Consider the following 24,809-nt stretch of genomic DNA (forward strand, 5'->3'; position numbering starts at 1 on the left):
TATTCTTGAACCTCAAACGTGTGTTACATGATACTTTCGTTTAAGTTCCCTTAGTTCCTTCCTACGAATCCTCATCCACAAAAGTTTCACGATTCAATTCGTGCCGCGTCACGTTCAAGGACAGGCGCGAGGTATCGTCCCGTATAAGATGCTTCGACTTCAGCGATCTGTTCCGGTGTCCCGGCAGCAACAATCGTTCCGCCACCGTCGCCCCCTTCAGGTCCGAGATCAATCAAGTAGTCGGCCGTCTTGATGACATCCAAGTTGTGTTCGATGACGAGCACCGTATCACCATTGTCGACGAGACGTTGTAAAACTTTCAACAGACGCGCGATATCATGGACGTGGAGTCCCGTCGTCGGCTCATCGAGAATATAGATCGTCTTCCCAGTCGAGCGTTTATGCAACTCGGACGCCAGTTTAACACGTTGTGCTTCCCCGCCGGACAGTTCCGTCGCGGGTTGACCGAGACGCATGTACGTCAGACCGACGTCAGCGATCGTCTGCAGTTTCCGCGTGATTTTCGGAATGTTCTCGAAGAAGGCGAGTGCATCTTCAACCGTCATCTCAAGCACGTCGGCAATCGTTTTGCCTTTATATTTCACTTCCAGTGTTTCGCGGTTATAACGTTTACCGTGACAGACTTCACACGGGACATAGACGTCCGGTAAGAAGTGCATCTCGATCTTGATGATCCCGTCGCCACGACACGCTTCACAGCGTCCACCCTTGATGTTGAAACTGAAACGTCCTTTTTTGTAACCACGGAGTTTCGCTTCGTTCGTCGAAGCAAAGACGTCACGGATATCATCGAAGACACCGGTATATGTCGCTGGGTTCGAACGTGGTGTCCGACCGATTGGTGACTGATCGATGTCGATGACCTTATCGATTTGATCCAGACCGGTGATCCCTTTATGGGCACCCGGTTTTTCTTTCGCCCGGTTCATCTCGTGCGCAATCGTCTTATAGAGAATTTCATTGATCAACGTCGATTTCCCGGATCCCGAGACACCAGTGACAGCGACGAACAGACCAAGCGGAATGTCGACATCGACGTTCTTCAGATTGTTTTCCGATGCTTTGTGGATATGGAGCATCCGACCGTCTGGCTCTTTGCGTGTCGACGGAACAGGAATGAACTTCTTCCCGGACAAGTATTGACCAGTCAACGAGTTCGCATCCTGCATCAACTCTTCCGGTTTTCCGGCTGCCGTGACGAATCCACCGTGATCGCCGGCACCAGGTCCGATATCAATCAAGTAGTCGGCTGCCATCATCGTATCTTCATCGTGTTCGACGACGATCAGCGTATTGCCGAGATCACGCATCGCCTTCAGCGTATTGATCAGACGATCATTATCGCGTTGGTGTAAGCCGATCGATGGTTCATCCAGAACGTAGAGGACGCCCGTCAGACGCGAACCGATTTGTGTCGCAAGACGAATCCGTTGCGCTTCCCCACCGGATAATGTCCCCGCTGCGCGTGAGATCGTCAGGTAATCGAGACCGACGTTCTCAAGGAACGACGCCCGTTCATGAATCTCACGGACGATCATCCGCGAAATCGTCTGATCCTTCTCACTTAATTTCTCCGGTAGTTCGTCGAAGAACATGACCGCTTGTTTAACAGACATCTTCGTCACTTCACCGATATGGTGATCGGATACTTTGACGGCGAGCGATTCCCGTTTCAAGCGATGTCCTTTACACGTCGGACACGCCTTCTTCGCCATGTAGCCTTCCATCTGTTCCCGGATATAATCAGACGACGTCTCCTTGAAGCGACGTTGTAAGTTATTGAGAACTCCTTCGAAGTAGAGGTTCGTATTTCGGACCATCCCGAAGTCATTCTCATAACGGAAGTGAATCTCTTCCTTCGTGTTTCCGTTCAAGATCGTTTCGCGGTGTTCTTCTGACAATTGTTCGAACGGTGTATCCATATCGATTTTAAAGTGGTCACAGACCGCTTTGAGCAATTGTGGATAATACTGCGAGCTCGTTGGTTCCCACGCCACGATTGCCCCTTCGTTCAATGACTTATCGGGATGCGGCACGACGAGATCAACATCGACCTCAAGCTTCGTTCCGAGACCATCACATGACGTACAAGCACCAAACGGTGAGTTGAACGAGAACATCCGTGGTTCGAGTTCGCCGATTGAGAAGCCACAAATTGGACAAGCATGATGTTCACTGAACAACAATTCGTTGCCGTCCATCGTATCGACGATGACCCGACCATCCGCGAGGCGAAGTGCAGTCTCAAGTGAGTCCGCAAGACGGGCTTCGACGTCTGGTCGCACGACGACACGGTCGACGACGACTTCGATCGAGTGTTTCTTGTTTTTCTCAAGCGTGATCTCCTCTGCAAGATCGAGTGTCTCTCCGTTGACACGGACGCGGACGAAGCCTTCCTTCTTCAAATCGTCGAGCACCTTGACGTGCGTTCCTTTGCGTCCGGAAACGATTGGCGCGAGAATTTGCAGACGCGTCCGCTCCGGCAACTCCATCACTTGGTCGACCATCTGACTGATCGTCTGGCTCGAAATCTCGATTCCGTGATTCGGACAAATCGGTTTACCAATTCGTGCGTACAATAGACGCAAATAATCATAGATTTCTGTGACCGTTCCGACCGTCGAACGTGGGTTTTTACTCGTCGTCTTCTGGTCGATTGAAATTGCTGGACTCAGTCCTTCGATCGTGTCGACATCCGGTTTATCCATCTGTCCGAGGAACTGACGGGCATAGGCTGATAAACTTTCGACATAACGACGTTGTCCTTCAGCATAAATCGTATCGAACGCAAGCGACGATTTCCCTGACCCGGACAAGCCCGTCAAGACGACGAGCTGATCGCGGGGGATTTCGACATCGATGTTTTGTAGATTATTGACGCGAGCGCCTTTGATGATAATCTGATTCTTCTTTTCTCCCAACTTAGGCACCTGCTTTCAATTCTAATATGAGGTCGCGGAGCTCAGCAGCTCGTTCGAACTGCATGTCTTTCGCCGCTTGACGCATCTCTTGGTCGAGCTGCTCAAGCAACGTTTCGCGCTCCGGTTTTTTGAGTTTGTTGAACTTCTCGAGTTTTTCGACGGTATCGTCGCTCTCGATCGTCGTACTGATAACACCACGCACGTCTTTTTTGATCGTCTGCGGCGTGATGCCATGTTCTTCGTTGAACGCCATCTGGATCGCGCGACGACGTTCCGTCTCATCGATCGCCCGTTGCATCGAATCGGTGACTTTATCAGCAAACAAGATGACGTGTCCTTCCGAGTTCCGAGCCGCCCGACCAATCGTTTGAATCAGCGAACGGTCCGACCGGAGGAACCCTTCCTTATCAGCATCAAGAATCGTCACGAGTGAGACTTCCGGAATATCGAGTCCTTCTCGTAACAAGTTGATCCCGACAAGGACATCGTATTTTCCGAGCCGTAAATCACGGATGATTTCAATCCGTTCCAGCGTCTTGATCTCTGAGTGCATGTAGTTGACCTTGACGCCATTCTCTTTCAAGTAATCGGTCAAATCTTCTGCCATCTTCTTCGTCAATGTCGTGACGAGAACACGTTCGTTCTTCGCGACCCGGTCACGGATGTTATCCATCAAGTAATCGATTTGTCCTGTGATCGGATGAATCTCGATCGTTGGATCAACGAGACCGGTCGGACGGATGATTTGCTCGACCATCTCTTTCGAATGTTCGAGTTCATACGGTCCTGGTGTCGCCGAGATATAGATCGCCTGACTGACTTTTTCCTCGAACTCCTCGAACCGTAACGGACGGTTGTCTTTTGCCGACGGAAGACGGAAACCGTGATCGACGAGGACTTGTTTCCGCGCCTGGTCCCCGTTATACATCCCTCGAATTTGTGGCAATGTGACGTGTGACTCATCGGCAACGAGTAAAAAGTCCTTCGGGAAGTAATCAAGCAATGTATACGGTGTTGCCCCTTCCGGCATCAAGTTCAAGTGACGCGAGTAGTTCTCGATTCCGGAACAATAGCCCATCTCACGCATCATCTCAAGATCGTAGTTCGTCCGTTGTTCAAGCCGTTGCGCTTCAAGCAACTGATTGTCTTCACGTAACTTCGCAAGCTGCACTTCAAGTTCCTTCTCGATATTCGCGATCGCTTTCTGTAGACGGGTATCCCCCGTCACGAAGTGGGACGCCGGGAAGATCGAGATGTGCTCGCGGTCCGCGACGATCTCACCTGTCAGCGGATCCATGTCACGGATCCGTTCAATCTCGTCACCGAAGAACTCGACCCGGACACACTGTTCGTCACGTGACGCCGGGAAGATTTCGACGACGTCTCCGCGTACGCGGAACCGTCCGCGCTGGAAGTCGATGTCGTTACGCTCATACTGAATGTCGATTAGACGACGGAGCATCTCGTTTCGCCCCATCTCATTGCCGACACGCAGTGACAAGACGTGGTTGTTGTACTCTTCCGGGTTACCGAGACCATAGATACACGAGACAGACGCAACGATCAAGACGTCTTCTCGTTCAAACAAGGCGGACGTTGCCGAGTGACGCAACTTATCGATCTCATCGTTGATCGAAGAGTCCTTCTCAATGAACGTATCCGTCGACGGAACGTACGCTTCCGGTTGGTAATAATCATAAAAACTAACGAAGTATTCGACCGCGTTGTTTGGGAAGAATTCCTTGAACTCCGAGTAGAGTTGTCCCGCTAGTGTTTTGTTATGGGCAAGGACGAGCGTCGGTTTCTTGATTTCCTTGATGACGTTCGAGACCGTGAAAGTCTTCCCGGTACCGGTCGCCCCAAGCAACGTCTGATGTCGTTCGCCTTGTTTTAGCCCAGTCACCAATTTTTCGATTGCCGTCGGCTGATCACCGCCTGGTTCAAATGGTGAAACGAGTTCAAAATCCATCGTTTGCTTCCCCCTCATCACGTTAAAAAATCTATTTTTATTGTACCACTTTACGAACAAACATTCGATTATGAAGTGCTCCTTTTAGGAAGTTACCCTTTTTTTCGAAAATGCAAAAGTTTCTTTTTGCTTCGAGTATTGGGCATCAATTTTTTTGCTCACAAAAAAATCCCCATCACGAATGTTGCGTGACAGGGATCGGCTTCTTAATGGAGGGATCGCACCTTCGTCCGACCGTGGACCGGTTCGTTGACGAACAGGATACCGAGCTCATGATGATCTTGTTCATAAAAGGCACGTTGCGCAAAACGGATGTCTCCGTTATGGTTCATGACTTCAAGACGCAGATACGGTTTGTGTTTTTGGATGGCTTCATAGAACGATGCTTCCGAATCGACCTTCTCACCGTTGACCTTATAGATCGCTTCACCTGGAATCAAGCCCATCTCAGCAGCCGGTTTATCGGGAAGTGTTCCAAGGATGACGGCACCACGTGTTCCATTGAGGAACAACGGCGTTTGCGCCCGGTTCAAGCGTTTGACCCGCTGGTGCAACAAAATGTGCAGGACGAGCAACAAGACGATTCCGTAGAGCCATTCAGCTTGACCAGTCACGTACGCAAGAACCGTCAATAAAACTGCAACAAGACTCGTGATCAAACGTCCTTGAACGAGCGGACGCATCAATTCTTTCGGCAGCTTACCTGTAAAGAGGAAACTGAAACCGATCGGTAACCAGAGAACGACCGGAACGAGTTCCGGGAAGCTGTAGCGTGGCCACCACGTCTCGAGCACGTCGCCCGGAACGAAAACAAGTAGAGGTAACAGCCAAAGTTTATTCGCTGACAGCCCACCGATGAAGCGACCGCGCTTTGAGACGACGAGTGACGGTGACAGACGCCGCTGCCCGCGCCACCAGACGAGGAGACATTCCGCGACGAGCGTCAACGTTGCAAGTAATAAAACCATCTTCGGCTCGACCGCTCGGATCGAGTCAAGACGTGAATCCATCACGAACCAGCCGGTCAGTCCAAGCAAGACGATCGGCCAGAGTGGCAGGTTCAAACGAACGACACCAATCAACAGCAGGACGCTCGAAAGTCCAAGCAACAGTAGAGCGTACTGCGGTGTCACTGTCAATCCGAGCCATCCGCTGACGACGGACAAGACGAGACCGACGAGTAGGCCTGGTAAAAGTGTTTCGAGGACATCGCTTCGTTTACCGTGTGTCCGGGAGCGAAACAGTCCGCGTTCCCGTTTGACACGCCGAATGCCGATGACCCAACTGACAAGGAGTGCTAACCACAAGGTCGGACTGGCGATGAGACTAATCGCGGTCCAACCAATTTCATCGAGTAATTCCACGCGCATTCAGACCTCTTTCCATTCCTTATTATTGAGCAGCGACCTCGAGTGCTTTTTTCCGCTGGACGTCATTCTTATCGTCCTGGAGTTTCTTCAGGAGACGCGTCTCCATCTCACCCGCTGTCTGCTGATCGATTTTTCCAGTGACGTCAAGTTTCGCATCCTTTTGCAAAGCCTCGACAGCTTGTTTCATCGTGTCACCGAAATAGCCGTCCTGTCCTTTTGGCTTATAACCGATCGCTTCGAGGACAAGGTGGGCATTCTCGACTGATTTTCCGTAATCGCCGACAGCGAGTGACTTTTGATCAGTCAAAATTTTCGTGACGTTGAAGTACGCCGGTTGTTTGACTTCGACCGTCGGCTTGACCCCTTTTTTGTGGATCCAGTTCCCGTCTGGTGTCAGCCATTTGTTCGTCGTTAACTTCAGGTCGCTACCGTCCTTCAAATCATACGCACTTTGGACAATCCCTTTCCCGAACGACTTCGTACCGACGACTTCGGCGCCAGCTCCTTCCTTCAGTCCGGCTGCAAGGATCTCGGACGCTGAGGCCGATCCGCCGTCTTCTAAGACGACGATGTTATATGGTTTCTTCTCGTCTGCCTTCCCGAATTCCTGCTGGCGCTCGCCTTTATTGTTCTCGACTTGATAAATCGGCACGTCTTTCGGAATGAACGGAGCGATCATTTTCGAGACAGCCGTCAAAAGACCACCCGGATTTCCGCGTACATCGATGACGAGTCCATCAATGTTCTGACTCTCGAGTTTCGTCAACCCCTTCTCGAACTCTTCTGCTGTCGGTTCCGAGAACTGTGTTACTTGTAAGACACCGATCTTCTTGCCGTTGACATTCTCCGTTGACGTATAGACCGTCTCGATTGGAATCGTATCGCGTTTAATCGTGATCTCCATCGCGTCTTGTCCGCTACGCTGAATCGTCAGGACGACATTCGTTCCTTTTTCACCACGAATTTTTTTAACGGCTTGATCCGTCTTTTGCCCTTTTGTCGACTTACCATCGATTTCTAGGATGACGTCACCTGGTTTGATACCAGCTTTTTCAGCAGGTGATCCTTTGATCGGCGAGACGATGACGATCGACTCACCTTTTTGTTCAAGCGTCGCACCGATCCCTTCAAACGAAGACGACAGATTCGTATTAAACGATGCCGTTTCCGACTCATCCATATAAACGGAATATGGATCGTTAAGCACTTCTGTCATGCCAGATAACGCACCATCGAGTAACTCTTTATCTGTCACGTCTTTTAGATAATTTTGTTCGATCATCTGCCGGACCTGGTCGATTTTTTTCCAATCACCCGTCGCATTCGCCGACGACGATGACGTCGAGACAGAATCCGTTCCGCCAGCCGCTAACATACCGACGGCACCTGCCCCTAAACCAAGCCCGAAGGTACTGACCGCAATCACTGCTGTTGTAGATTTTTTCACGCTTGATTCCCCACTTCCATTAAAAACGCATTATTTTTTTCAGTATAGCAAAAAAAGATAGGTTACCCTATCTTTTCAGTATTCTGTGGGATGTCAAAAGATGTACGGTGCTGGGTCAACTGCATTCGGTTGTCCGACTGCCCACTCTCCCTTATGCAATTCGAAATGCAAATGCGGACCTGTCGACCAGCCCGTTGTACCTAATGTGCCGACCGTCTTACCCGGCATGACTGTTTGACCGGCGGAGACGCTGATCGAATCGAGATGTGCATAGACGGTCGTGTAGACCTGTCCATCAATCAAATGCGTCACCATGACGACGTTCCCGTAACCTGTTGCACTACCGGCACGTAGAACGATACCACCTGCCGCCGCATGAATCGGTGTTCCTTTTGCATTTACGAGATCAATGCCTTTATGAATCTCCGGCTTCCCTGTCAACGGATTGTTTCGGGGACCGAACGGCGACGAGACATATCCTTGAACCGGTAAATGGAACGGACGACTCGTCACGGCATCTGCCGGTTGCTCCGGCGTTGCAGTCGGTGACTCGACTTCAGGAATGGTCGGTTCCGCACTTGGAGCATCGGATTTTTTCTTTTTTGCCTCTGCTGCACGTGCCGCTTCTGCCGCTTCCGCTTGACGTTTTGCTTCTGCTGCCCGCGCCGCTTCTGCCGCTTTCCGTTTCGCTTCTTCTTTTGCTTTCCGTTCGGCTTCTTGCAGGGCAATCAATTCGTTTTGAATCAGACGGCGCTGATCCGCGAGAATTTCTGCTTCCTCGGCTTTAGAGAACTGCTCTTGTTGCAGTTCCTTGACCTTCGTGTTCAACTGGACGACAAGCTTTCGCTTGAGCTCAGATTCCGCAATGATTCGTGTCTGGAGCACGAGCAACTTCCGTTGTTCCCGTTTCATGCTTTCAAGCAATAGTGCTTGTTCCGACCGTTGTTCGCTCAGTTGTTTGACGTTCCCCTTGTAAGCTTGTAAGACATGATCATCTTGTTTGATGATCTCACTGACCGTACTGAAGCGCGAAATCAAATCACCAAAGTCTTTTGCGTCGAGCAAGACCTCGATGTATTTGACGTCTCCTTTTTGTTGGACGGCACGCAATCGGCTTCCAAGCAACTCTTCTTGTTGATGCAGTTCCTTGAGCGTCTCGGAAATCGCTGCTTCCGTCAGACGCAATTGTTCTTTAGATGCAGCAACAGCCGCTTGTTGATCGGCTATCTTAAGCGCTAAATCATCCAAACGGCTGTTGACTTCATTCAGTTGCGCACGGGCTTCCTTACGCTCCTGTTTCGTCAAGATCAACTTCTCTGATGTCTGATTCTGTAATCGTTCCGTCTCTTTCAGACGGCTTTCGACCTCCTGTTGTTCCTTCAGCAAATCTTCTTTCGACGTGGCATCAACGGACACACTAGTTCCAATCAAAGCTAAGCTCAGGACGGCAGAATAGAATCGGACTTTCATGAGAAGCATCTCTCCTCTATTTTATTTTTGGGTAACTGATTTAAATCTTCAAGAAACGACCGAGTGATGTCGTTGATCCCCATACACCGATGAATGCACCGAGTCCGAGCAGGATTAAGACGACTTGTGCCGACAATTCACCTGGTGGAATCAACGAGAATATTCCCGCATTCACGGTAGAAAGTTGGGGTTGGATCGCATTGTAGGAGACTTCGTAACCGAAGTAGACGACGACGATCGGGATGATGGCACCTAATATGCCCATCAATAATCCTTCGACGAAGAACGGTGCACGGATGAATCCGTTTTTCGCTCCGACGAGGCGCATGATCTCGATTTCCCGGCGACGGGAGAAGATCGTGACTTTAATCGTGTTCGAAATAAGGAACATTGCCATGAACGTCAATCCGACGATCAGGATGATTCCACCGATCCGAACTCCTTCAAGGAAGTTAAACATCTTTTTAACATAGTCCTTACCATATTCGACACTATCTACATTTTCCATTTTTTTGACGGAATTTGCAAGTGTTTCTGTCTCTTTTGGTGAGGTAGCTTTGACGATGTACCGGTCATGAAGCGGATTATCCTTTTCAACCGACTGGTAGGCTTGGGAACCTTCGCCAAGTTGCTCCTTGAAGCGGTCCAGTTCTTCTTCTTTCGAACTGTAACGAACGGAGTCGACACCCGGCATCTGCTTGAGTGCTTCACCGACTGCATCGATCTTCGACTGGTCAGCTTCTCGTTCGACGAACACTTGGATTTCGACGTCTTTTTCGACGTTATCGGAAATCTTGTTGACGTTGAACATGAGCATCGCGAATATTCCTACGAGAAGTAACGTGACGGTAACGGCACTGACAGAAGCGAATGTCATCCAGCCGTTCCGGACGAGACCTTTTGCCCCTTCCCGTAAATGACGGAATCCATTAAACTTCATAGCCGTACATTCCTTTCTCTTCGTCTCGGACGATTTTTCCTCCATCGATCGCTAAGACACGATGACGCATCTTGTTAACGATGTCCCGGTTGTGTGTCGCCATTACGACCGTTGTCCCACGGCGATAAATCTCTTCGAATACTTCCATGATCTCCCATGCTGTATCCGGGTCCAGGTTTCCAGTCGGCTCATCGGCGATGACGAGTGACGGACGGTTGACGATGGCTCTCGCGATCGAGATCCGTTGTTGTTCGCCCCCAGATAATTCGTCCGGATAGTTGCGCTCTTTATGCTTGAGCTTAACGAGATCGAGTACTTCGAGTACTTTCTTCCGGATTTGTGTTTTGTCTTCCCCTACGACTTCTAGCGCAAAGGCGACATTTTCATAAACCGTCAGTGACGGGAGTAATTTAAAATCTTGGAAGATGACGCCGATTTGGCGACGAAGTTCGGGGATTTGACGGTTCTTCAACTTACCGACTTCGATTCCTTTAAACAAAAATGAACCGCTCGTTGGTTTCTCTTCGCGGTACATCATTTTCATGAATGTTGATTTACCCGCACCCGACGGACCGACGATATAGACGAATTCGCCTTGATTGATCGTCAAATCGACCTCACGGAGTGCCGTGACGCCGTTCGGATAAATCTTACTGATTCGTTGCATCTTGATCACGTACTTCACATCCTTACTTATTTACTGATGCTGAATGAATAGGTCCAAAAACCTACCGACCACCATTATAACAGGGACAAAATTGAACGCACATTACAATCAAATGTCATTTCAGGCGATTATACCATAAAAAAGAGGCACGAATGACGAACACATGTCGTGTGTGTCATCTCGTACCCCATCATATCCCATAATCATTTTTTAGCAGCGAGCCAGTCGGCAACAGCCATGATTTCTTTATCATCTTTCAGGATACCAGCAGGCATTTGCCCTTTCCCGTTCTTGATGATTTTTTGAATCTCTTCTGAAGAATATTTCGAGCCAACCTTCGTCAAGTTCGGTCCGACGTTTCCTTCAAGGTTTTTACCATGACACGTTGCACAGTTGTTGGCGAAGATTTTCTCAGCATCTACACCGGATTGTGTCTTCGACGAATCATCGTTCATCGTTGACTCATCCTTCGTGCCTGACGATGAATCATCAGAACTCGAATCGTCACTACCACCACATGCCGCGAGCGCAAGTGTCGTTCCTAAGCCTAACGCGAGTAACAAGTTTTTCAGCTTCATCCGGATATCCCCCTCTTGTAAGTATCTACATAAACGCTACTGACCTAGTTAGAGTATAACCGTTATCCGGAGGAGTTAAGCGTGATTTCACAAAAACTTCACGTTTCAAGAACGATTATGGCACATTACGGTAGCGTTTATCGTCTGTAAACCCGAGTCCGAGCACCTCATGGGCTTCACTGACGACGAGGAATGCCGATGGATCGATGTGTTTGACGATTTCTTTGAGCGTCGTGATTTCCCCTTGACGAACGACGACCATTAGCATTGGTTTGCGTGTCCGCGTGAACGCTCCCGCTGCCTCTATCTCCGTCGCCCCGCGATCGAGCGTCTCGAAGATTTCCTTCACTAACGCTTCCCGTTGATCGGAGATGATGTAGGCAAGTTTGTCGTTCGTGATTCCGAGCTGGACGACGTCGATCATCTTGATCGTGATGAACAAAGCGACGAGTGCATACAGCCCAATCTCCAGCGAGAAGATCGTCGCCGCACTGATGACGATTGTTCCGTCAAGCAAGGCGATACACAGATGAAGTGGCAATTTCGTGAAACGATGCAGGATTTGCGCAATCAAATCCATTCCTCCGGTCGACGCTCGCCCCCGGAAGATCAGACCGAGTCCAATCCCGACCCCGGCACCACCGAAGATTGCAGCAAGCATCGGATTCATTGTCGCAGCCGGAACATCGAACCGCTCATATACGAGGATGACGACCGGTAAGAAGATCGACCCGACGAGTGATTTGACCCCAAAGCCCATCCCGAGGATCATCCAACCGATCGCAAGCAAGACGACGTTCGCGACGAGTTGGAACAATCCTGGCGAAATTCCGAACAAATCGTTCAAGACGATCGATAAGCCACTGACCCCTCCCGAGGCGAGTTGGTTCGGTGCTAAAAATAAACTAAAGGCACTTGCGACGAACAAGGACCCGATTAACAAATACGCATAATCGCGCACGACTTCCTGACGTGTCGATGTCATGACATTCCATTTCCCCTTATCAATTGATTCTCGTGTTTCATTTTAGCGGAAAAGTCAGACAACGACTAGACAGGCGGAACAACTCACAGTGTTCCCTTTATACCGCACTAAAGGGTGGACTGTAGCGAACGATACCGCTAACGCCACGTAATCCATTCCGTTCGAGTGCAAGAACGAGAAAGACCTCCGGCGGAACGGGGAACGGCGGCTTGATACCGTAGTCAATCGCCCGTTCAAAGCCGAACTGTGGATAATAGCTGTCGTGACCGAGGACGACGATGTGTGATTCCCCGGCGTCACGCGCATCCTCGATCACTTGACGGATCAATTCAGAGCCGATACCCTTTCGCTGCCAAGCGGGCAGGACACCGACCGGCGCTAAGGCAAGCGATGGGATGTCATCGATATGGATCCGGCTCAACAGGACATGACCAACGATTTCTCCTTTATCAGTCACGGCGACGCGACCGAAGACTGGTTGCGCGGCTTCCTCCTCGCGTAACGCATCAACGAGATTCGCTTCGTTTGGTTGTTCGAATGCCGCTTCATGGACGAGCCGGATTCCCGTTGCGTCCTTGAAGCCTTCTTTACGGATGATCATTAGTTATTGCTCCCTTCAAGTGGTTTGGTTGCGAGAAGCGTGAACTCGGTCGGGATGTTCTCACCGTTCCATCGCGTTTCTCCCAAAATTCATATGCTCGGTATTCCCACGCCTGTTTGTTGACCCGACTTTGCTTCTTCATCACGTTTCCCCCTTTGACGGTCAAAAAACCAGTCGAACATCGTCCGACTGGTTGGTTGTCTTACATATTCATGAGACGGAGGTACGCATCGATGAAGCCCATGATGTCACCATCCATTGCCCCTTGCGTGTTCCCGACTTCATAGTTCGTCCGGTGATCCTTGACCATGCTGTATGGGTGGAAGACGTACGAACGGATTTGGCTACCCCATGCGATATCCGATTTTTCACCACGGATTTCGTCGAGTTTCTTTTGTTGCTCTTCGATTTCGCGTTGGTAAAGTTTCGCTTTCAACATCTTCATCGCCGCTTCACGGTTCTTGATCTGCGACCGTTCTTGTTGACAAGAGACGACGACGCCTGTCGGAACGTGGGTGATCCGGACAGCTGAGTCCGTCGTATTGATGTGCTGACCACCGGCACCAGAAGCACGATACGTATCGATCCGCAAGTCTTCCGTGCGGACTTCGATATCGATGTCATCATTGAATTCCGGCATGACGTCACACGAGACGAATGATGTATGACGACGGCCTGACGAGTCAAACGGTGAGATCCGGACAAGACGATGGATCCCTTTTTCGGCTTTTAAGTATCCATAGGCATTGTGCCCTTGAATACGAAGCGTGACCGATTTGACACCGGCTTCATCACCTGGTTGGTAATCCATCGTTTCGACTTTCCAGCCCTGCTTATCGCAGAAACGTTGGTACATCCGGAGAAGCATTGATGCCCAGTCTTGTGACTCAGTACCACCCGCACCTGGGTGTAACTCAAGAATCGCGTTGTTTGCGTCATACTCGCCGTTCAAGAGGATTTGTAATTCGAAGTCTTCGAACTTCTTCTTGAGGTCGCCGAGTTCTGACTCGAGCTCTTCTTGAAGATCCGCATCTGGTTCTTCCTTGATCAATTCATACGTCAAGGCGACGTTCTCGTGACCTGCTTCGAGTTCTTTATACTTGTCGACCATCGCTTTTAAGCCGTTCGACTCATCGATGACTTTTTGTGCCGATTCCTGGTTGTTCCAGAAGTCCGGGTACGTCATCTCGTTTTCGAGTTCTTCAATCCGAGCAATCTTCGACTCAAGGTCGAGTGATGCCTTATATTCGTCGAGTTTTTTTTCCATCCACTCGGCGGTGTTGCGAATTTCTGCTAATTCCATGTAATCCACCTTCTCTTTCCGTGAAAAGAGGCAGGAATCTCCTGCCTCTCTTTCAGTCGATTCATCACTTATGCCTGACGGCCGTGACAGTTCTTATATTTCTTACCGGATCCACACCAACACGGATCATTGCGTCCGATTTGGTCGTTTGGATTTTTCCGGACCGGTTTTTTCTTGACCGCTTTATCTTCCTTACCCGAAACGGCGACTTCGTCTTGGACGACTTTTTCGCGTTTGAGGTTCGGGTCGAGATCTGCCCGAAGGACGAATTGTGTCACTTCTTCTGCGATCGCAGCGTTCATCGCATCAAACATCATCGAACCTTCCGATTGATATTCACGGAGCGGATCGTTTTGACCGTATGCCCGGAGGTGAATCCCTTCACGGAGTTGATCCATCTGATCGATGTGGTTCATCCAGTGTTGGTCGACGGCACGAAGGACGATGACTTTTTCGAACTCATCGAATGCTTCCGCTGGTACTTCTGACCGTTTGTGCTCGTAGTGCGCGAACGTGCGCTCTTTGAGCAACTCGATGATCTCTTCGCGTTCTTTTCCGAAGAGGTCGCTTTCCGTGACTTTCTCTTCGATCGCAAGCGTCTGGTTCGCCCACTCCGCAAGCGCACCAATGCTCCATTCTTCCGGTACGAACTCGACCGGCGTATACTGATGGACGCCTGCTTCGATCGTTTGCTCGATCATCGGACGGACGATATCTGACACGGAACCGGCATCGAGAATTGCTGCCCGGTCCGCGTACATGACTTTCCGTTGATCCGCCATGACGTTATCGTATCCGAGGACTTGTTTCCGCGCATCAAAGTTATTTCCTTCGACGCGTTTTTGAGCCGATTCAACGGCACGAGACACCATCCGGCTCTCGATCGGTTGCGAATCATCCATTCCGAGACGATCCATCATCGACTGCAGCGAATCAGAACCAAAGCGACGCATCAATTCATCTTCAAGTGAGAGATAGAATTGTGATGCACCTGGATCCCCTTGACGACCGGCACGACCACGGAGCTGGTTATCGATCCGGCGTGATTCGTGACGTTCTGTCCCGAGGATATAGAGACCACCTTTTTCTAAGACACCTTGACCGAGCTTGATGTCGGTACCACGACCAGCCATGTTCGTTGCAATCGTGACCGAGTTCGCTTGACCCGCGTTCTCAATGATTTCCGCTTCACGTGCGTGATTCTTCGCGTTCAAGACTTCGTGACGAATGCCACGTTTTTTGAGGATGTTACTCAGCAACTCCGACGTCTCGACGGCAACCGTACCGACGAGGACTGGTTGTCCTTCACGGTGGGCACGTTCGATTTCGTCTGCGACAGCAGCAAACTTCCCGTTCATCGTCTTGAAGATCAAGTCCGGCATATCATTTCGGACGACCGGTTTGTTCGTCGGAACCGGTACGACGTGCATGTTGTAGATGTTACGGAACTCTTCTTCCTCCGTCTTCGCTGTACCGGTCATTCCGGCAAGCTTCGTATACATCCGGAAGAAGTTTTGGTACGTGATCGTCGCAAGGGTCATGGATTCGCGTTGAATCTCGACGCCTTCCTTCGCTTCGATCGCTTGGTGCAGACCTTCCGAATAACGACGACCTTCCATGACACGACCTGTGAATTGGTCGATGATCATGACTTCGTCTTCGCGAACCATATAGTCGACGTCGCGATGCATGACGGCGTTCGCCCGCAGTGCGAGACTTAAGTGATGGTTGAGCGCGACGTGTTCGAGACCAAACAAGTTATCAATGCCGAAGTATTTTTCAGCACGGTCGATTCCTTGCTCCGTCAACAGGACACTCTTCGTCTTGATGTCGACCGTGTAGTCTTCCTCTGCCTTCATGATTTTCGCGAATGCATCGGCTTGCGAATAGAGCGCTGTCGATTTTTCGGCCGATCCTGAGATGATGAGCGGAGTCCGCGCTTCATCGACGAGAATCGAGTCGACTTCATCGACGACGGCATAACTGAGTGGACGTTGAACGCGGTCTTCTTTATAGAGGACCATGTTATCACGCAAGTAATCGAAACCGAACTCGTTGTTCGTTCCGTACGTGATGTCACAGCTGTATGCTGCTTGTTTTTCTTGACGCGACATGCTAGAGAGGTTCAAGCCGACCGAGAGACCAAGTGCTGCATAAAGCGGCTCCATGATGTCACGGTCACGTTTTGCGAGATATTCGTTGACGGTAACGACGTGGACGCCGTTGCCAGCGAGAGCATTCAAATAGACAGGGAGTGTTGCGACGAGCGTCTTACCTTCCCCGGTCTTCATTTCGGCGATATCCCCATTGTGCAGGACATATCCACCAATCAACTGAACGCGGTAGTGGCGCATGCCGAGAACGCGTGTTGACACTTCGCGACAAACCGCGAAGGCTTCCGGTAAAATATCATCTAAGTCTTCTCCGTTAGCGAGACGCTCACGGAATTCAACGACTTTCCCTTCCAGTTCTTGATCCGATAACGCACCGATTTGTGTCTCGAGCGCTTCCACAGCGTCTGCTGCTTTTTCGGCTTTCTTCAGGACACGTTTCGTTGGTGCAAATAATTCTTTTAGAAAATTAGCCATGCCTTACAGTCCCCTTACTTCGAACGATTCTTTGAACGAACAGAATTCCGAGATTTTTCCTTTATTCAGTGTACCGAATACGACGTCAAATTTCAACAAGCGGACCGAGCAGCGGTCTCGGTCTTTTGTCGTAAAGCAAACGTACCTTGTTTAGAAATAGTTTTCCATCATATCAAAAAGGGACTCGCCCGTAAGAGCGAGTCCCTGTTGCATTCATTATTCTGGTTCAATCAAACCGTAACGACCATCCTTACGACGGTAGACGACGTTCGTGTTGCCCGTTTCTGCGTCTGAGAAGACGAAGAATGCGTGTCCGAGCATGTCCATCTGAAGAATCGCTTCTTCCGTGTCCATTGGTTTGAGTGTGAAACGCTTCGTCCGAACGAGTTCGAGTTCTGCCTCGTCCTCTTCATAGACTGGCGCTTCCGCTTCCGGTCCTTCGAGCGTTTTGAAGTACTCTCCGATGCCGCCTTCTTTAGCGCGCCCTCTCCGGTTCAATTTCGTTTTGTGTTTCCGGATCTGACGTTCGAGCTTATCGACTACGAGGTCGATTGCTGCATACATATCGCCATTGACATCCTCAGCACGGAGCAAGAGGTTTGGCATTGGAATCGTCACTTCGACTTTTTGTTTCTCATTATTGACTTTGAGATTGACATAAGCCGTTTGCGCTTCCGTAGGAGTTGTAAAATAACGAGTTAACTTTTCAAGCTTTTTCTCGACGTAATCCTTGAGAGCATCTGTGACGTCCAAGTTTTCACCGCGAATGTTGTAGATCATGTAAACTCCTCCTTAAGTAACCGGTTGAACCTATGAATTCGAGATGCTCCAGTCGTTTCCTTCTGAATATTCGAAATTCTTTGGTTCGTTTTTATTATAGCACGATAAGTGAAGGAAGACCATGAGAACAATGACATTCTCATGAACGTTCACTACTGTTCTTAGCGTACGATAATATTGAAGCATGTTGATGTTAACGTATATACCCGTTTTGATCGAACTCAAAACAAAAAACCGCTTTTAGGCGAATAGCCTAAAAACGGTGGCGGCTGCTATTGGATTAGATCTTTGAAACGTTCGCAGCTTGTGGACCACGATCGCCTTCAACGATTTCAAATTCCACTTCTTCGCCTTCTTCAAGTGATTTATAACCATCGACTTGAATCGCTGAGAAGTGTACGAATACGTCTTTCGCGTCAGACGTTTCGATGAATCCATAACCTTTTTCAGCATTAAACCATTTTACTTTACCTTGTTCCATTCGAATTCACGTTCCCTTCGCAAACCAGAGTTCGAGAGCAAGCTCTCTACGGCTTAGTCTATCAAAAGAAGGAATTATTGACAATTAAAAATTCTGATTACTTTGAATTCATTCTAAAAAATGAATAATATTCCCTACTTATTGCTCTATATTTTAAAAAATTACATTGTCATTACAGTTGTATTATTGTATTATATCGTTAGTAATTACCTATTTTATCCATTGTCCTATCTTAAGGAGGATGTAGTCGAATGCGACCATTCCATAATGACGAAAAGTATCGAATCACGAAACGGACGGTGGCGATTCTCCCGTGCTACGACATGATGAAGCAATCCATCATCGTACTCGAGGATGGCTCGACCATCATGACCCCGCTTCGACCGTATCAACTACTGCAGCTTTCCTGCAGGCAATACAACAGTTCCATTGAGGAACGCATCGTGACAGCAAAACGTGTCGCATCTGTAAAAGGAAAAGTCCCAGTCGTCATTGAACCGACACTTGGCCTCGTGTTTTTCCCAACGAAATCACCGAAACGTGATGATTGCGAGTGGTATGCTTGGAGCCACATGTCTGAAGTCATCGAGGAAGACGGACAGACGAAGCTCAAGACTCGTAATGGCATGATCCTTCCCGTAAACGCCTCTCCTTACATCGTCCGCAACCAAATGAAAGCAACTGGCGAGCTGATGGCTCGTTATCAACAATTGAACGCGATGACATTAGAGGAACGCTTTAATGCAATCAAATCTTAAAGAGTAACCGTAAAAAAATCAGGGTTGGGCGATGAATTCGCTCAATCCTTTTTGGTTTCTGCCGATATATAATGAGATGACAGTTTTAAAAAACAAGGAGGCTTCTCGATGAACATCCAATTGAACCCGGCACGTCCGGCGCAATCCCCTGGTCAGACGCCGCTTTTGGACACAAAGACCTATAAAGGAACGGTCCTTGAGCAGACTGGTCCGCATACGGCTCTCGTCCAGGTCGGTCGGGATAAGATCGAGATGACCTTCACAGGCGACGTTCCGACAGGTGATTTCCAGTTCAAGGTCAAAGGACAGACAGCAGAAGGTTACCTGATTGAACAACTAACACCAGCGACACCAGATGCGGAAACGCCACCCGTTCTGTCTGTTCCGTCAAACGTCGATCCCGCGTTACTAGAAGGTATACCGGCTGAACTGAAACAGGCCGTCGCGAAGTTACTCGCGAGCGGTCAATTGCCGCAGACACCGGAAATCGTCGCCCAGCTTGTGACGGCACTGCAAGGAACGTACAAGGACTTAGCACTCGAACTCGTATCGCGACCGGATACGGCACTGCCTGTTGACGCCGACGTCTTGATCGCAAGTCTCCTTGCGACGACGGAAGACTATCGAGACGTCCTTCCGGAGCGCGACGCCTTAACGGAGCAACCGACGTTCGAAAAAGCCGTCGCCCTTGATGTCGCCCGTGCAACGCTACCGACGCAACGCGAGATCGAGACAGCGTCACCCCTGCATATCCGGCAATACATTGAACACATACCAGCAGAGAAACGCCCGGCACTCGTTGCAATGCTCGAACAAGGCGAGATCGAGACGGTCCGTAAACAACTGGCGCCCTATTTCCCGCAAGCGCCACTCGAGCCGAAGACGAGCGTTCGTGAGCAACTGATCGGTCTGACGGCACGGGCAAGTCAATCGGAACCAGTAACAGGGCAACCGGCACCGGTCCGCTCTGCCTTAACACTCGTCCGTGAAGTGACGCCACGGCTTGCTGAGATCACGAATGATTTCAAGAGCCAACAGCGAACGATCGTCTCCCAACTCCGGCAAATCGAACCGCTCGTCGAGACACGTCCGGTCCAGATGGTCGCCGTCATCGAGAGTACGGCGCAACGCTTAAAACAAGTCTTCCAGCAAACGGACGCCTTATTACATACCTCGATGAAGGATGAAAAACAGCTAGTCCACTTTTTATCGAAACTCGAACGGGGTGCGGAATTGGCGTTACTCGGGCGTGGAACAGAGTCAAAAGCCGTTTTACAGGAAGTCCGAGTTGCGTTTGAAGCGTTCCGCTATGCGCCAGCGAACGTCCGTCCGACCTACTTACCAGAGATGCAGGGACTGCCGCCACAAGCGCCGTTTCCTTCGTCACAAACGGCACAAAAAGCCGTTCCATATGAGCCGCAACAGAACAGTCCACGCCTCTTGCAGGAGACCGTCCAAAAGACGCTTCAGCTCCAGACGGCGGAACTGAAACTGAGTACGCCGGCAGCAAATCCGGAAGCTGCCAAATTGCAGACATTCCTTGCAGCACAACAGCAAGTTAATAAACCGGACAGTCAGCAACAGTTGAACCAGATTTTACTCGCCTTACCGGTCCAACTTATTGAAGCGACGGCAGGACTCCACGTCCATTTGCAAAACAAACGGCCGGACGAAGTGATCGACTGGGAAAACAATACGTTGTACGTCCAGCTCAATACGCCACGCCTCGGTGAAATTGGTGTCCGGGTCGAGACCGTCAATCGCAAGATGCAGATCACAATCGAAAACGATCATCCGGTCCTTGAACAACTGGCAACACCGTTCCTCGATCGGACGACGGATGCCTTGCAAGCAACCGGTTACCAAGACGTCCGAATCCAGTTCCGTCCATTCACGCGTGAGCAAGCGACAGAGACCGTCAAACAAGACGAGACACCACATGGCTATGACTATCGTATCTAAAAGGAGAGACCGTTATGTATCAGAAAATCGATTTAACCGGACGCAAGACTGCGGCTGTCCTCCGCTACGATGAAGCATCCGGTCAAGCACCGGTCGTCGTCGCTCGAGCTAGGGGTCAAGCTGCCGATCGAATCCTGCAAGAAGCACGGGCGAACGGGGTCGCGATCGAACACGATACGTCCCTGCTCGGTCACTTGCTTGATCTCGACCTCGGGACGGCGATCCCACCGCAACTTTACGACGTGATGGCAGAACTGCTCTTACTGATCGAAGAACTCGACAACGCGAAAGGACGGCAGACATGACAGAACAAGAACTCTACGCGATGACCCCACAACAGCTGACGGAAGTCATGTTGACGGGACTCGTCCTTCAATACGATCGTGCCATTCTCGCACGTGATACGAATCGCTTTGACGAGGTCAACGAACGCTTACAAAAAGCCTATCAGTTACTCGACAAACTGCAGGCAGGGTTACACGACGACGGTGGCATCATCACGGCACAACTCGATGCCCTCTACCACTATCTTGCTGAGCAAACGTTACAGGTTTATAAGACGCCGCGTGTCTTAGACGAACTACTCGAACTGGCAGAAGACTTACGCGTCACTTGGCAAGCGGCACAGACCGTCGATCGACCACTCGTGCGCGCCGCACATCATCAACGATACGAAGGGATGGAATACGAATGAGAATCACGAACAACGTTCAAGCCTTAAAGGCTTATCGCAATCTCAGCATCAACCAGACGAACGTCAAGACGACGATGGATAAACTATCGAGCGGTCAAAAAATCAACCGGGGTGCTGATGATGCAGCTGGTCTCGCGATCTCGGAGAAGATGCGCAACCGTTTGAAGGCGCTCGATAAAGCGGAACAGAACGTCCTTGACGGCGTCTCGATGATTCAAACGGCTGAAGGTGGTTTGAGTGAGACACATAACTTATTACAACGGATGCGCGAACTCGCCGTCCAAGCTGGTAACGGTACACTCGCGACGGAAGACCGGACAGCGATTCAAGAAGAGATCAACCAGCTGACGAACGAAGTCTCGCGGATCGCGAAGACGACCCAGTTCAACGGCAAAGAATTGTTGAGTGGCAAGTTCAACGATGCCGACAGTGCGCTGTTCATCCAAACGAATGCGGGCGCCAACGAAGGCATCTCGATCACGATTAACGACATGCAAGCTCTTGCGATCGGTGTCAGTTCAACGACACAAACCGATTCCTCGATTCGTCCGCTTGATTTTTCGAGCGGTGACGCACCCGAATATGCTCTTAGCGTCATGACGGCAACGGACGCGAATGATGCGATCAGCCATTATACAAAAGCAATTGATACGATCTCTCAGCAACGGGCACAACTCGGGGCGATCCAGAACCGGTTCGAAGCAACGTCTTCCGTCCTCAGCGTCAGCGTCGAGAACTTGACGGCGTCGGAATCACGGATTCGCGACACCGATATGGCACGTGAGATGATGGAATATGCGAAATATAATATCCTCAACCAATCGGGGATGGCGATGATCGCTCAAGCGAACGCCTTGCCGCAAGGCGTCTTACAACTACTCAACTAAGGAGGCAGACCCGATGGATATCCGCCGCATCCAAGAAACGCAACGACTCCAGTCCTTAAAAGGCGGTCCCCGTGAAGTCGAGGCGTCGACGACCTTCTCTGCCTTGATGCAGGAGAAACGCGACCACAAAGGCTATGAGCGCCTGCAACAAAAGCTCGCCCTCGTCGAAGAACATGGTCAATTGCTCGCTGAGAGCCAGACGATCGAGCACCTCGAAAGCTATAAAGAAAAAATCAAGGACTTCTTAAAAGATGCCCTCGACCAATCACAACAACTCGAAGAGAAGCGCGGCTTCAATCGCCGCGGTCGGACGAAAATCTATAAAGTCGTCGAACAAGTCGATGCGAAGCTCCTTCAGTTGACGGATACGGTCATCTCCGGCGAATCGCGCCGGCTCGATATCCTCGACCAAGTCGGCGAGATTAAAGGGATGCTCGTCAACGTCTTCGTGTAATCTAGAATTAGAGGAGTTCCCCCACATGCCAGACTTATATCTTAAAAAATGCACCTGCCCCTACTGCTTGAAGACGACGGAGACGAAACGTGTTCTGTCGCGACACATCCGTGTCGCCTCGACCGACTTTGATGGCTTCATCCGCCATCAAGGCGTCAACGTCTATCTCTATGAACCGGTCCAGTGTAGCCATTGTCGGTTTTTCTTCCACGAGTCGTTCGGAAAGTTGTCGCCGGACGTTCGAGCGACCTTACAAGATCACATCCTACCGACGCTTCCTGTCTTACCGTTTGCCGGCATAGAGCGGACGATCGAGCAGGCAATTCAGCTTTATAAGCTTTGTCTCTACACGGCTCAAGTGACGGAGCAGAAGCCAGCGATTCAAGCAATGCTCGGCGTTCGCCTGTCCTGGTTGCATCGCTTGACCGGTCAACAAGCGGAAGAACAACTTTGGGCGAGCCGAGCGATCGAGAAGTATGTCTCGCTTTACGACAACTACACGTCCGTTAAAGAGAGCGGGCTTCCGGAAGACGTCCTGTTATTGCGGATCGCTGACCTGCATGCTGTGATGAAAGATAAAGAGCAGGCTCGCCTCTGGTACAGTCGTTTGTTCCAAAGTAAGACAGCGACCGATAAAATCAAAAAAGACGCACGAACCCACTGGGAATGGGTGCAAGAGCAGGACTGATCTTTGTTCGTCATCAGACGGAACAAGGATTTTTTTCACTGCTCGCAATCGCGCGGAGACGATCACCTACGCCGAGAACGTCCTCCTTCGCTTGAACGATCCGTTCTTCTTTGACGCGACGGCGATGCAGGTCACGCCGTCAATTGGTACCGCTCGTCACCCTGATGATGGCCGAACGCCGAGTCTATTATTGATTCGGGCCGACGAAGCAATACATACCGTCAAGTAGGAAGAGAAGAATGCGCATCGCTTTAAATGAACGGCAAAATGCCCAGTCCAAATAAGTGGACAGGGCATTTTTCATGAGCTTACGACTCACGACGATATTTTTCTTCTTCATAGGCATCCGGTGCATCGGAGACAGGGCGTTCGAACTCTTCCCATGATTCCGATTCGACGTCCGGTTCAATGAACTGATCGTACGAGCCGTCCGACTGGAAATACGGACGTGGTACAGGACGTTTTTTTTCTTCCCGCTTGGTCACGAAAGATCCCTCCCTCACACAAGAAAGTTACTGACGAGAATCAAAATACGGTGAAAAACTATGATCGACTTCCTCGTACGGATCAACGTACGATTTACGACTCGTTTGCGTCTGACGCAACTGACTGATTTGTACCCCTAATTTAGCCGTTTCCGCCGATAATTTCAAGTCGATTTTCCGACTATCGGCGACGAGTTCCTGGATGATGGCTTGATTGGCACCGGCTAGCAGATTCGAGTGCGCCGCGATGAACGCTTCCCGTTCGTTCAAGAGACCATGAATCTTCTCAATCCATTCGTCATACGTCTCCTCATTTGGCGTTTGATCAAGCAGTTCAATCAATCGTTTTGTCTTCAGGCGAAGCGGATCGAGCGGACTCATCGTTGCCGTGCGAGTTTCATCGCTTCTTTCCATGTCTCGCGGAATTCTTCAGCAAAGCCGATCACTTCGTCAATCGCAACAAGGTCATTTTTGACGTTGGCATCGATCAAGCGTGTTTGCATGTAGTCGTAAAGACTATTCAAGTCTTTCGACAGGGCAATTGATTGATTGAGCGTCAATTGCAACTCACTGATGATTGCTTGTGCTTTTTGGATGTTCGTATTTTTTTGTTCGATCATCTTCTGTTCGATCGCTCTTTTCGCAAGCATCGAGAATTTGATCAGTCCTTCGTATAACATCAGTGTTAAATCTTGAGGTAACGCTGTCGTTACCGAGTTCGTTTGATACGTCGCATAAGGGTTCATCGCGTTTCCTCCTC

Annotated in this window: 25 protein-coding genes; 7 read left to right on the plus strand and 18 right to left on the minus strand. The window is 50.0% G+C overall.

The features are described from left to right. Positions 1 to 86: 86 nt before the first annotated feature. The 15 genes from uvrA to B3S86_RS10945 form a co-directional block, all read right to left on the minus strand. Positions 87 to 2,942 (minus strand): excinuclease ABC subunit UvrA, encoded by a 2,856-nt coding sequence (gene uvrA, locus B3S86_RS10875; RefSeq protein WP_290752381.1) that lies wholly within the window; start codon positions 2,940 to 2,942, stop codon positions 87 to 89. A gap of 1 nt (position 2,943) precedes the next feature. Beyond that, complete coding sequence (gene uvrB, locus B3S86_RS10880; protein WP_023469235.1) at positions 2,944 to 4,911, minus strand: excinuclease ABC subunit UvrB; 1,968 nt, start codon at positions 4,909 to 4,911, stop codon at positions 2,944 to 2,946. Positions 4,912 to 5,117: 206 nt separating this feature from the next. Then, positions 5,118 to 6,281 carry a PDZ domain-containing protein gene (locus B3S86_RS10885; protein ID WP_290752384.1) on the minus strand — a complete coding sequence of 388 codons (1,164 nt, stop codon included), beginning with the start codon at positions 6,279 to 6,281 and terminating at the stop codon, positions 5,118 to 5,120. Between the two features lie 22 nt (positions 6,282 to 6,303). Next, entirely contained in the window at positions 6,304 to 7,728 is a 1,425-nt protein-coding gene (locus B3S86_RS10890; RefSeq protein ID WP_290752387.1) for a S41 family peptidase, read from the minus strand. 93 nt (positions 7,729 to 7,821) lie between these two features. Further along, entirely contained in the window at positions 7,822 to 9,198 is a 1,377-nt protein-coding gene (locus B3S86_RS10895) for a murein hydrolase activator EnvC family protein (RefSeq protein WP_290752390.1), read from the minus strand. Between the two features lie 40 nt (positions 9,199 to 9,238). After that, positions 9,239 to 10,138 (minus strand): permease-like cell division protein FtsX, encoded by a 900-nt coding sequence (gene ftsX / locus B3S86_RS10900; protein ID WP_290752393.1) that lies wholly within the window; start codon positions 10,136 to 10,138, stop codon positions 9,239 to 9,241. Next, positions 10,128 to 10,814, minus strand: a complete 687-nt coding sequence (ftsE, locus tag B3S86_RS10905; RefSeq protein ID WP_290752396.1) for a cell division ATP-binding protein FtsE — start codon at positions 10,812 to 10,814, stop codon at positions 10,128 to 10,130. The genes ftsX and ftsE overlap by 11 nt, the downstream gene beginning before the upstream one ends. A 194-nt stretch (positions 10,815 to 11,008) precedes the next feature. Continuing rightward, on the minus strand, positions 11,009 to 11,383 hold the full coding sequence (gene cccB, locus B3S86_RS10910) for a cytochrome c551 (RefSeq protein WP_056062994.1): 375 nt from the start codon (positions 11,381 to 11,383) through the stop codon (positions 11,009 to 11,011). Positions 11,384 to 11,498: 115 nt separating this feature from the next. Then, positions 11,499 to 12,368: a YitT family protein gene (locus B3S86_RS10915; RefSeq protein ID WP_023469242.1), complete on the minus strand. Its 870-nt coding sequence runs from the start codon at positions 12,366 to 12,368 to the stop codon at positions 11,499 to 11,501. A 97-nt stretch (positions 12,369 to 12,465) separates the two neighbouring features. After that, a complete protein-coding gene (locus tag B3S86_RS10920; RefSeq protein ID WP_290752400.1) occupies positions 12,466 to 12,969 on the minus strand; it encodes a GNAT family N-acetyltransferase in 504 nt (167 codons plus the stop codon). Next, positions 12,956 to 13,111, minus strand: coding sequence for a hypothetical protein (locus B3S86_RS10925; RefSeq protein ID WP_290752403.1), 156 nt, complete (start codon positions 13,109 to 13,111; stop codon positions 12,956 to 12,958). The genes B3S86_RS10920 and B3S86_RS10925 overlap by 14 nt, the downstream gene beginning before the upstream one ends. A 60-nt stretch (positions 13,112 to 13,171) precedes the next feature. Continuing rightward, the gene (gene prfB / locus B3S86_RS10930; RefSeq protein ID WP_023469245.1) at positions 13,172 to 14,272 is read right to left on the minus strand and encodes a peptide chain release factor 2; all 1,101 of its coding nucleotides are present in this window, start codon (positions 14,270 to 14,272) and stop codon (positions 13,172 to 13,174) included. A 68-nt stretch (positions 14,273 to 14,340) separates the two neighbouring features. Next, positions 14,341 to 16,860, minus strand: coding sequence for a preprotein translocase subunit SecA (gene secA / locus B3S86_RS10935; protein ID WP_214852501.1), 2,520 nt, complete (start codon positions 16,858 to 16,860; stop codon positions 14,341 to 14,343). A 216-nt stretch (positions 16,861 to 17,076) separates the two neighbouring features. Continuing rightward, positions 17,077 to 17,640, minus strand: coding sequence for a ribosome hibernation-promoting factor, HPF/YfiA family (gene hpf / locus B3S86_RS10940; RefSeq protein WP_035410035.1), 564 nt, complete (start codon positions 17,638 to 17,640; stop codon positions 17,077 to 17,079). A gap of 280 nt (positions 17,641 to 17,920) precedes the next feature. Beyond that, a complete protein-coding gene (locus tag B3S86_RS10945) occupies positions 17,921 to 18,121 on the minus strand; it encodes a cold shock domain-containing protein (RefSeq protein WP_023469248.1) in 201 nt (66 codons plus the stop codon). 251 nt (positions 18,122 to 18,372) lie between these two features. On the opposite strand from B3S86_RS10945, the gene B3S86_RS10950 reads away from it, so the two are divergent. From B3S86_RS10950 to B3S86_RS10980, 7 genes are all read left to right on the plus strand, one after another. After that, positions 18,373 to 18,879 carry a competence protein ComK gene (locus B3S86_RS10950; protein WP_029342501.1) on the plus strand — a complete coding sequence of 169 codons (507 nt, stop codon included), beginning with the start codon at positions 18,373 to 18,375 and terminating at the stop codon, positions 18,877 to 18,879. A 108-nt stretch (positions 18,880 to 18,987) separates the two neighbouring features. Further along, entirely contained in the window at positions 18,988 to 20,841 is a 1,854-nt protein-coding gene (locus tag B3S86_RS10955; RefSeq protein ID WP_290752409.1) for a hypothetical protein, read from the plus strand. A gap of 14 nt (positions 20,842 to 20,855) precedes the next feature. Continuing rightward, positions 20,856 to 21,146 (plus strand): EscU/YscU/HrcU family type III secretion system export apparatus switch protein, encoded by a 291-nt coding sequence (locus B3S86_RS10960; protein ID WP_290752412.1) that lies wholly within the window; start codon positions 20,856 to 20,858, stop codon positions 21,144 to 21,146. Continuing rightward, complete coding sequence (gene fliS, locus B3S86_RS10965; protein ID WP_290752416.1) at positions 21,143 to 21,535, plus strand: flagellar export chaperone FliS; 393 nt, start codon at positions 21,143 to 21,145, stop codon at positions 21,533 to 21,535. Before B3S86_RS10960 ends, fliS (B3S86_RS10965) begins: the two co-directional genes overlap by 4 nt. Then, positions 21,532 to 22,422 (plus strand): flagellin, encoded by an 891-nt coding sequence (locus B3S86_RS10970; RefSeq protein ID WP_290752419.1) that lies wholly within the window; start codon positions 21,532 to 21,534, stop codon positions 22,420 to 22,422. Before fliS (B3S86_RS10965) ends, B3S86_RS10970 begins: the two co-directional genes overlap by 4 nt. Positions 22,423 to 22,435: 13 nt before the next feature. Beyond that, positions 22,436 to 22,876: a YaaR family protein gene (locus B3S86_RS10975; RefSeq protein ID WP_058705025.1), complete on the plus strand. Its 441-nt coding sequence runs from the start codon at positions 22,436 to 22,438 to the stop codon at positions 22,874 to 22,876. 25 nt (positions 22,877 to 22,901) lie between these two features. Then, complete coding sequence (locus tag B3S86_RS10980; RefSeq protein ID WP_290752422.1) at positions 22,902 to 23,564, plus strand: DUF2225 domain-containing protein; 663 nt, start codon at positions 22,902 to 22,904, stop codon at positions 23,562 to 23,564. Between the two features lie 308 nt (positions 23,565 to 23,872). Here B3S86_RS10980 and B3S86_RS10985 read toward each other — a convergent pair whose 3' ends face one another. Genes B3S86_RS10985 through fliS (B3S86_RS10995) form a run of 3 tightly spaced genes read right to left on the minus strand, consistent with a single transcriptional unit; the run spans position 23,873 to position 24,795 of the window. Beyond that, positions 23,873 to 24,049, minus strand: coding sequence for a hypothetical protein (locus B3S86_RS10985; protein ID WP_290752425.1), 177 nt, complete (start codon positions 24,047 to 24,049; stop codon positions 23,873 to 23,875). Positions 24,050 to 24,076: 27 nt separating this feature from the next. Next, positions 24,077 to 24,463 (minus strand): hypothetical protein, encoded by a 387-nt coding sequence (locus tag B3S86_RS10990; protein ID WP_290752428.1) that lies wholly within the window; start codon positions 24,461 to 24,463, stop codon positions 24,077 to 24,079. Continuing rightward, on the minus strand, positions 24,427 to 24,795 hold the full coding sequence (gene fliS, locus B3S86_RS10995; RefSeq protein ID WP_035410054.1) for a flagellar export chaperone FliS: 369 nt from the start codon (positions 24,793 to 24,795) through the stop codon (positions 24,427 to 24,429). The genes B3S86_RS10990 and fliS (B3S86_RS10995) overlap by 37 nt, the downstream gene beginning before the upstream one ends. Positions 24,796 to 24,809 lie beyond the last annotated feature (14 nt).

Origin of the sequence: Exiguobacterium sp. UBA3968, assembly GCF_002385115.1 — a bacterium.
Classification (GTDB): Bacteria; Bacillota; Bacilli; order Exiguobacteriales; family Exiguobacteriaceae; genus Exiguobacterium_A.